The organism is Candidatus Cloacimonadota bacterium (assembly GCA_034661015.1).
GTDB lineage: Bacteria > Cloacimonadota > Cloacimonadia > JGIOTU-2 > JGIOTU-2 > JAYEKN01.
This window is the reverse complement of record JAYEKN010000080.1, coordinates 1-5,016: the sequence shown is the minus strand read 5'-3', so window position 1 is coordinate 5,016 and position 5,016 is coordinate 1. Positions and strand designations below refer to the sequence as shown.

General features: G+C 34.6%; 6 protein-coding genes. 5 read left to right on the top strand and 1 reads right to left on the bottom strand.

Translation table 11 applies throughout. The features are described from left to right. Positions 1-88 precede the first annotated feature (88 nt). Positions 89-892 (bottom strand): glutamate racemase, encoded by an 804-nt coding sequence (gene murI, locus U9P79_02765; GenBank protein ID MEA2103552.1) that lies wholly within the window; start codon positions 890-892, stop codon positions 89-91. Positions 893-1,137: 245 nt separating this feature from the next. Between murI and U9P79_02760 the strand changes: the two genes are divergently transcribed. The 5 genes from U9P79_02760 (at position 1,138) to U9P79_02740 (ending at position 4,892) form a co-directional block, all read left to right on the top strand. After that, positions 1,138-1,557 carry a Fur family transcriptional regulator gene (locus U9P79_02760; protein MEA2103551.1) on the top strand — a complete coding sequence of 140 codons (420 nt, stop codon included), beginning with the start codon at positions 1,138-1,140 and terminating at the stop codon, positions 1,555-1,557. 145 nt (positions 1,558-1,702) lie between these two features. Then, on the top strand, positions 1,703-2,566 hold the full coding sequence (gene mutM, locus U9P79_02755) for a bifunctional DNA-formamidopyrimidine glycosylase/DNA-(apurinic or apyrimidinic site) lyase (protein MEA2103550.1): 864 nt from the start codon (positions 1,703-1,705) through the stop codon (positions 2,564-2,566). A 23-nt stretch (positions 2,567-2,589) separates the two neighbouring features. After that, positions 2,590-2,961, top strand: a complete 372-nt coding sequence (locus U9P79_02750; GenBank protein MEA2103549.1) for a four helix bundle protein — start codon at positions 2,590-2,592, stop codon at positions 2,959-2,961. A 56-nt stretch (positions 2,962-3,017) separates the two neighbouring features. Further along, positions 3,018-3,716, top strand: coding sequence for a flavin reductase (locus tag U9P79_02745; protein ID MEA2103548.1), 699 nt, complete (start codon positions 3,018-3,020; stop codon positions 3,714-3,716). After that, entirely contained in the window at positions 3,717-4,892 is a 1,176-nt protein-coding gene (locus U9P79_02740) for an FprA family A-type flavoprotein (GenBank protein MEA2103547.1), read from the top strand. Positions 4,893-5,016 lie beyond the last annotated feature (124 nt).

Sequence of the window (5,016 nt, the reverse complement as noted above, 5' to 3'; positions counted from 1 at the left end):
TAATTGCTGTCTGCAACTAAATTTTTTCCATTTTTAAAATTCTAAGATTTTTATGTAATTTTAATTTATACATTTTATTTTTAGAAACCTATTTTTGTATCCACGATTCTGTAAAAAATACTTTATGTACATTTTCCAATTCGCTTTGAATAATTCGTTCCCCCAAAATTTTAAACTTTTCGGGATTATCACTTACGAAGAAATTATATTCACCTTTTAAAATAGAATTTTTACCCGAATATTTCTCATTTACAACATTTGCAACTGCTTCGGCAGAATCAACCAGTTCTATGGAATCGCCTACAACAGATTTGATCATGTCTTTTAAAACCGGATAATGGGTGCAACCCATAATGAGAGTGTCAATGTCCAAGCGAAGCAATTCGTCCAAATATTCGGCAATTACTTGTTTTGTTACAGAGTGGTCAATCCAATTTTCTTCAACAAGGGGGACAAGCAAGGGAGTGGGTTTAGCAAACACTTTACAATCCGGGTTTTGTTTGCGCAGCTCTTTCTGATATGCCAGACTTTTGATTGTTCCTTCTGTCCCAATTACGCCGATTCTATTATTCTTTGTAACGGAAAGTGCTGTTTTTGCACCTGGTTCTATCACACCGATAATCGGAATTTCAAATTGCTCTCGGAGCTTATCAAGTGCAAAAGCTGAGGATGTGTTGCAGGCAACAATTAACAATTTGATATTTTGCTGAAGCAAAAACGCAGCATTCTGAAGAGAATAATTTACAATCGTGTTTTCGGATTTTGAGCCGTATGGAACACGGGCTGTATCCCCGAAATAGATTATATTCTGGTCTGGGAGAGCGTCTTTTACCGCTTTGAAAACGGTTAATCCTCCTACACCTGAATCGAAAATTCCTATTGATTTTTTCATAAGGTTCAAAACAGCAGGGGCGTGAAATGTGTCAATTTATTTGTAAAGGAACTCAACCGTTTAAACTATCCGTTTGAGAAATAAAAAGTTGGAAGGAGACACAGGACTTCATCCTGATGTAAATTAATAAAATTTATTCAGACACTTTAATCATTTTTTTCAATATTTTTCAGAAATATTCCAAATATAGTTGACGTAAGCACGGAATTATTTATATTAAATACAAATTAATAATGAGTCTAAATATGGAAAGAGTAAAAAGGAAATTCGATGAAGTTGGCATACGACCAACGTCTGAAAGGATGAGTATTTTTCGTTATCTCATTGATAACCGTAACCATCCTACTGCCAACATGATATATAATTCTGTCTTGAAGAAAATTCCAACCATATCAAAGGCAACTGTCTATAATTCCTTGAATTTGTTTACGGAAAAAGGGGTCATTAATCCGGTTATGATTACGGGTAATGAAACTCGCTATGATTCTAATACATCACCGCATCATCATTTTCTTTGTGAAAAATGTGGTAAAATTATTGATATTGATATCCAGTGCCCTTATTTTAAAAAAGGGATGATAAAAGGGAATAAAATCAACGAATTGCATGGATATTTTATTGGAATATGCAAAGATTGTCTGGAAAAGCAAAAGGATACGGAATGATTATCAAAATTTTATTTGGTATTCTTGATTCCGGTTGGCTACTTATGTCGGCAATGTCTCCCTATTTGTTTTTTTGGTTTTTGAATGCGGGATATACAGTTTCCCGAAATCAGTAACTTGAATAACCCTTTGCAAGGAAATTAAAATGCCCGAATTACCGGAAGTACAAACAATTGTTAGTGGGTTGAAAAGTAAAATTTTGAATAAGAAGATTGAATCTCTGATCGAACTTAGGGATGGAACGGTTCGATTTCATTCTGTTATCAAACAAGTAGAATTTGGTGTAGTTGATTATATCCATAGGAAAGGGAAATATATCATTTTTGAAACATCTAATGATTTCAAATTAGTTATCCATCTTCGCATGTCCGGGAAATTAATTTTGGCTGAACCGTTTAAAGAACTGCCATCACACACTCGAGCTTATTTTGTTTTTCAGGATAAATCAAAGTTGATTTTTGACGATGTGCGAGCTTTTGGGAAAATTGATGTTTATGAGAAAAATATTTCTGTTCCGGCTTTAGAAAATTTGGGACCAGATCCATTTGTAAATGAAGATCAATTTACTCCAAGATATTTGCGATCAATTTTCAAAAATCGTAAATCTCCGATTAAATCTGTTTTATTAAATCAAAAGGTTATTGCTGGAATTGGAAATATTTATGCGTGTGAAATTCTTTTTCACGCCGGAATTTCTCCCCTTGAATCAGCAAAAAATCTTTCCGCAGATGAGATTGCAAATTTGCACTCTCAGATAATGAAAGTATTACGAGAAGCAATTTTACAAAATGGAACAACAATATCTGATTACAAAAAGATTGACAATAAAACCGGTAATTTCCAAAATTTCTTAATGGTATATCAAAAAAAACAGTGTGAATGTGGAGCAAAGATAATTAAAATAAAACAAGCAGGCCGTTCTACTTATTACTGTGAAGCATGTCAGCAGCTCAGCCGGTCAGCAGCTCAGCACGTCAGCAGATCAGCGGGTTATAGTCTGACCTGCTGACACATATAAAATAAGGAATCAAAATGCGAGATTTTAGAAAACAGAAGGTTTGGCACAAGGCACATCACTTTACGCTGGAGATTTATCGCATTACAAAGAATTTTCCTTCCAATGAAATATATGGAATTATTAGTCAAATTCGCAGAGCTACCGTTTCCATTCCAAACAATATCGCAGAAGGATGTGGCAGAAATTCCGAAGCAGATTTAAAATGGTTTTTTACCATTTCGATGGGATCTGCTTCTGAAGTAGAATATCTTTTTTTGCTTTCTAATGATTTGAATTATCTTTCTAAAACCGAATATGAAAACCTAAATAGAAAAATAATTGAAATAAAGAAAATGCTTTCATCATATATTGTAAAATTACGACCAAAAACAAGGCTGAAATGCTGAGTCGCTGAAATGCTAAAACGCTGAAATGCTGAAACGCTTAAATTGGAGAAAATAAAATGAATCTAAAAACCTTACAAAAAATCAGTTACGGACTTTATATTATTGGTTCCAGAATTGGAAACAAACTGAATGGACAAATCGCAAATTCGGTAATCCAAATTACTTCTCAACCACCGACTATTGCCATTAGTATCAACAAGGAAAATTTTACACATGAATGTATAATGAAAAGCAAATATTTTGCAATATCAATCCTGTCTCAAGACGCAACAATGAAATTGATTGGAAATTTTGGTTTCAAATGCGGGAAAGATTTCGATAAATTTGCGGATGTAAAATATAAAATCGGTAGCACTGGCTCTCCCATCGTTTTGGAAAATACCATCGGATATTTGGAATGTGAACTTGTAAACAGTACGGATGTTGGAACTCATACGATTTTTATTGGTAAAGTTGTGAACGCCGAAATGCTAATTCAAGAACAACAGATGACTTATGATTATTATCACAAGGTATTAAGAGGTAAGGCACCAAAAACAGCACCAACCTATTTTGACCCAACAATAAAAACATCAAAGAAAGCGGTAAAAGTAATGAAAAAGTATGTATGTACGGTATGTGGATATGTATATGATCCGGAAGTAGGTGATCCTGATTCGGGAATTGAACCCGGAACTTCATTTGAAGATATACCCGAAGATTGGGTATGTCCGGTTTGCGGAATCAGTAAAGATATGTTTGAAGAGGAGGTTTAAATGGCTGTAAGAAAAATTAAGGACGGAATATTTTCTGTTGGAGCAATTGATTGGGACCGAAGATTGTTCGACGAACTCGTTCCTCTTCCGGACGGGACAAGTTATAATTCATACTTAATAAAAGGGAGCGAAAAAATTGCCCTGATAGATACTGTGGATTTTGATAAGGAAGATATTTTAACAAATCATTTGAAAAAACTGAATGTAGAAAAAATTGATTATATCATTGCAAATCATGCAGAGCAAGATCATTCCGGTTCAATTCCCATAATTTTGGAACTGTTTCCGGATGCAAAGGTAGTTACAAATTCAAAGTGCAAATCTATGCTGATAGACTTGCTCCAAATTTCTGAGGACAAATTCATCACGGTTAATGACGGTGATACGATCTCATTGGGTAATAAAACTCTAAAATTCATCCTCGCTGCTTGGGTTCATTGGCCCGAAACAATGTTTACTTATTTGAAGGAAGACAAAATTCTTTTCACTTGCGATTTTCTCGGCTCTCATTTGGCTACCAGTGATCTTTTTGTAACTGATAAGGCCAAAGTGTATGAACCCGCCAAACGGTATTATGCGGAAATAATGATGCCCTTCCGAACTCCTATTAAAAAGCATATTGAAAAAATAAGCCAAATGGGAATTGATATTATCGCTCCCAGCCACGGTCCTATCTACGATGAACCGGAATTCATTATTGATGCCTACAAAAAATGGATCTCTGATGATGTAAAAAATGAGGTGGTAATTCCCTATGTTTCCATGCATGGAAGTGTAGAAAAAATGGTAAATCATTTTGCTGATTCACTTATTGAAAAGGGTATCACCGTAAAATTATTTAACCTTATAAAAACCGATATTGGTTATTTGGCAATGTCACTGGTTGATGCTGCCACAATAGTGATCGCTTCACCTACGGTTTTGGTCGGTCCCCATCCTTCTGTAGTGAGTGCGGTTTATCTGGCAAATGCACTCAGACCAAAAACGAAATTCGCATCTGTGATTGGTTCTTATGGTTGGGGTGGACGGATGATCGAACAGATTGCCGGGATGATTCCAAATCTTAAAGTAGAATTACTTTCCACTGTATTAGTTAAAGGACATCCCAAAGAAAACGATTTCAAATTATTAGAAAAATTGGCAGATGAAATTTCTGAAAAGCATAAAAATCTTTAATCAATTTGACCACTAAAAACCCCGAGTGAAATAAACAAATATAAGCATTTCACAGGGCAGGCACGGAATGACACGAAAGAAATATTTTATGGTAAGAAAAAAGTATGAAAAATCTTATAAATAA

What these genes read in the sequence shown, in the direction of transcription:
- U9P79_02760 (MEA2103551.1), top strand. Translation starts at nt 1,138, where the DNA reads ATGGAAAGAGTAAAAAGGAAATTCGATGAAGTTGGCATACGACCAACG.
- U9P79_02745 (MEA2103548.1), top strand. Translation starts at nt 3,018, where the DNA reads ATGAATCTAAAAACCTTACAAAAAATCAGTTACGGACTTTATATTATT.
- U9P79_02750 (MEA2103549.1), top strand. Translation starts at nt 2,590, where the DNA reads ATGCGAGATTTTAGAAAACAGAAGGTTTGGCACAAGGCACATCACTTT.
- U9P79_02740 (MEA2103547.1), top strand. Translation starts at nt 3,717, where the DNA reads ATGGCTGTAAGAAAAATTAAGGACGGAATATTTTCTGTTGGAGCAATT.
- mutM (MEA2103550.1), top strand. Translation starts at nt 1,703, where the DNA reads ATGCCCGAATTACCGGAAGTACAAACAATTGTTAGTGGGTTGAAAAGT.
- murI (MEA2103552.1), bottom strand. Translation starts at nt 892, where the DNA reads ATGAAAAAATCAATAGGAATTTTCGATTCAGGTGTAGGAGGATTAACC.